At 61.8% G+C, this 2,947-nt stretch carries 4 protein-coding genes; 2 read left to right on the forward strand and 2 right to left on the reverse strand.

Translation table 11 applies throughout. The features are described 5' to 3' along the window. Positions 1 to 75 precede the first annotated feature (75 nt). The gene (locus EOM25_13560; GenBank protein NCC26200.1) at positions 76 to 897 is read right to left on the reverse strand and encodes a TatD family deoxyribonuclease; all 822 of its coding nucleotides are present in this window, start codon (positions 895 to 897) and stop codon (positions 76 to 78) included. Further along, positions 894 to 1,088 carry a Trm112 family protein gene (locus tag EOM25_13565; protein NCC26201.1) on the reverse strand — a complete coding sequence of 65 codons (195 nt, stop codon included), beginning with the start codon at positions 1,086 to 1,088 and terminating at the stop codon, positions 894 to 896. The genes EOM25_13560 and EOM25_13565 overlap by 4 nt, the downstream gene beginning before the upstream one ends. Before the next feature lie 125 nt (positions 1,089 to 1,213). Between EOM25_13565 and EOM25_13570 the strand changes: the two genes are divergently transcribed. Both EOM25_13570 and EOM25_13575 read left to right on the forward strand, forming a co-directional pair. Further along, entirely contained in the window at positions 1,214 to 2,071 is an 858-nt protein-coding gene (locus EOM25_13570; GenBank protein ID NCC26202.1) for a type III pantothenate kinase, read from the forward strand. After that, the coding region (locus EOM25_13575) for a phosphopyruvate hydratase (protein NCC26203.1) at positions 2,031 to 2,947 on the forward strand (917 nt) is incomplete at its 3' end. The genes EOM25_13570 and EOM25_13575, both read left to right, overlap by 41 nt.

The raw sequence follows: 2,947 nt of genomic DNA on the forward strand, positions 1-2,947 counted from the left end.
CGGGCGTTGACGGCCAAGGACTGATTTTTCCCCGTGCCTTTGGCCTGGGCGTTGGATGCCCGAGCAACATCCTCATTATAGACCGAAAAAGCGGGTGGTATTGGCCCCGCACGAGATCCAGACCTCGGCCGGAGGACGTTTCTGGATGTTGGCAACGGCCAGGGCCGTGAACGCGGCCAGGGCCGGTTCGTTGGTCTTGCCCTGGTAGGGTTCGGGGGCCAGGTACGGGCAATCGGTTTCCAGGTGGAGTCGGCCTGGCGGAATAACGGCCACGGCCGAGGCCAGGAGTTCGTTCTTTTGGTAGGTGACCGGGCCTGGTATGGAGATGTCCCAGCCGTGACCCAGGATGGTTCGGGCCAGGTCTGGCCCCTGACCGAAGCAATGCCAGAGAAGCGGCCGCCCGGGAAAACCCATGTCCATTAGAATGGCCAAGGTTTCATCCTCGGCCTCCCTGGAGTGGATGACCACGGGCATATCAAGCTCCCGGGCCAGGGCCAGCTGATCCCGGAACCTTTTTTTTTGCGCGGGTCTCGGGCTGTAGTCGTAGTGGAAGTCGAGGCCGATTTCCCCCAGGGCCCTGAGTCGGAAGTCGGACCTGAATGACAGGGCCATGCGGTCCAGATCCGTTTCGGCCATGGACTCTGCGTCATGGGGGTGGATGCCCATCAGAAAAAAGACTTCGTCCCGGCCATCGAAGAAGGATCGACCATTCTCATAGGCCCCAGGTCCAAGGAAAACCTGGCCGATTCGGGCTACTCCGGCGGTGCGCGCCCGGGTCAGAACGGAGTCCAGATCTTCGACCAGGGGGCCCATGTCCAGATGGGCATGACTGTCGGCTCCGCCCAGGGGCAGACCCAGGGAGGCCGGATCCGGTCTCTGGGCCTTTTTCTTGCTCACGCCGGCCGCTCGTCCCGGTATTCGGAAAGGGGCACGGCTTCTTCGATGAGCATGATCGGGATGTCGTCCTCGACCCGATAGACAAGGGCGCAATTTTTACAGATGAGCCCGTCCTCGGACGGGGTCGGTTCGAGGTCGCCCTTGCATTTGGGGCAGGCTAGTATCTCCAGTAGTTCCTTGTGCAGGGCCATGAGTCCTCCATGGTTTGGGAATGGGTCTGATGGGCGTGGCCTACCCGCTTTCACGGTCGACCTCAAGTAAGCCGGGGTCCTTTTTCGATCTTGAGTTTTATGGACAAAGAGTCGAGACTAAAGTCATGGCAACGACACGAAAAAACGGCTCGGTTCTTCTTCTTGACGTGGGCAACACGAACACCAAGATCGCTCTGGGGCGGCCAGACGGGCCGGGGGACGAGTACGTCCTGCCGACCAATGCCCTGGAGACCCCGGACGGGTTCGGTCTGAAAACCCTGGACGTCTGTCGGCACGCCGGAGTGGATTCGGCCGACATTCAGGCATGGACCGTCTGTTCGGTGGTCCCGCCTCTGGACGGAATGGTCCGTCGGGCCTGCGCCCGGTTCTTCGGCAGCCCCTGCCTGTTCGTGGGAAAAGACATATCGGTCCCCCTGGAGAACCGCTACGAACGCCCCGGCGAGGTCGGGGCCGACCGTCTGGTGACGGCCTACGCGGCAAGGGTCCTGTTTGACGAGCCCGATCTCGTGGCTGTGGATTTCGGCACGGCCACGACCTTCGACTGCGTGTCCGGCCGGGCCTATGTGGGCGGGCTTATCTGTCCGGGGCTTTTGTCGTCCTTGCGGGCCTTGGCCACCGGCACGGCCAAGCTGCCGCGCATCGACCTGACCGAAGGGAGCAAAGCCCTAACCATCGGGCAGAACACGGTCACCAGCCTGAGCCAGGGCATGGTCCACGGGTTTGCGGCCATGGTGGAAGGACTCAAGGGCCGGCTGGGCCGGGCCATGGGGAGGGACACCATCCTGCTGGTGGCCACGGGCGGATTTTCGTCCATTGTCGCCGCAGTTTGCCCGGCCATTGACCATCTTGTCGGCAATCTTTTACTGCAAGGCCTGAACGGCCTATATTTTGACGTTCACAACATCATTCAAGGAGAAGAGCATGAGTCTGATCAGCGCAGTATGGGCCAGGGAGATTCTTGATTCTAGAGGGAACCCGACCATAGAAGTCGAGGTCGAGCTCGATTCCGGAGCCAAGGGCCGGGCCGCAGTTCCTTCCGGCGCCTCCACGGGCAGCAGGGAGGCCCTAGAACTTCGGGACGGCGATGCGAAGCGCTACGGCGGCAAGGGGGTCACCCAGGCGGTCAACAACGTCATCGGCGACATCGCGGCCGAGGTCATGGGCCTCAATGCCCTGCGCCAGACCGAGGTCGACACGGTTCTCCTGGAACTGGACGGTACGGCCAACAAATCCAAGCTGGGGGCCAATGCCATGCTCGGGGTGTCCATGGCCTGCGCCAGGGCCGCCTCGGTCCACGTGGGCCTGCCCTTGTATCAGTACATCGGAGGTGTGAACGCCAAGGTTCTGCCCGTGCCGCTTATGAACATCATGAACGGCGGTATGCACGCCCCCAACAATCTGGACATCCAGGAGTTCATGATCGTGCCCGTGGGGGCCGAGAGTTTTTCTCAGGCCCTGCGGATGGGGGCCGAGACCTTTCACGTTCTGAAGAAGATCCTGGCCAAGGACGGCCATTCCACGGCCGTCGGCGACGAGGGCGGGTTCGCTCCGAACCTCAAGAGCCACAAGGAGGCCTTTTCCTACATCGTCAAAGCCATTGAGGAGGCTGGATATCGTCCGGGTCTGGATATCGCCCTGGCCATTGACGCCGCTGCTTCGGAATTCTTCCGCGAGGGCCGATACGTGTTTAGCGGCGAGAAGCGCGATTTCGACGCGGCAGGTCTCATCGCTTACTATCAGGAACTCGTGCAGGCCTACCCGCTGGTGTCCATTGAGGACGGTCTGGCTGAGAGCGATTGGGAGGGCTGGCAGAACATGACCGTGGCCATGCCGGACAT

The sequence above is a fragment of the Deltaproteobacteria bacterium genome (assembly GCA_009929795.1).
Taxonomy (GTDB): Bacteria; Desulfobacterota; Desulfovibrionia; order Desulfovibrionales; family Desulfomicrobiaceae; genus RZZR01.

Bases quoted from the DNA above. Each gene is read 5' to 3' on its own strand.
- EOM25_13565 (NCC26201.1), bottom strand. From the start codon at position 1,088: ATGGCCCTGCACAAGGAACTACTGGAGATACTAGCCTGCCCCAAATGC.
- EOM25_13570 (NCC26202.1), top strand. From the start codon at position 1,214: ATGGCAACGACACGAAAAAACGGCTCGGTTCTTCTTCTTGACGTGGGC.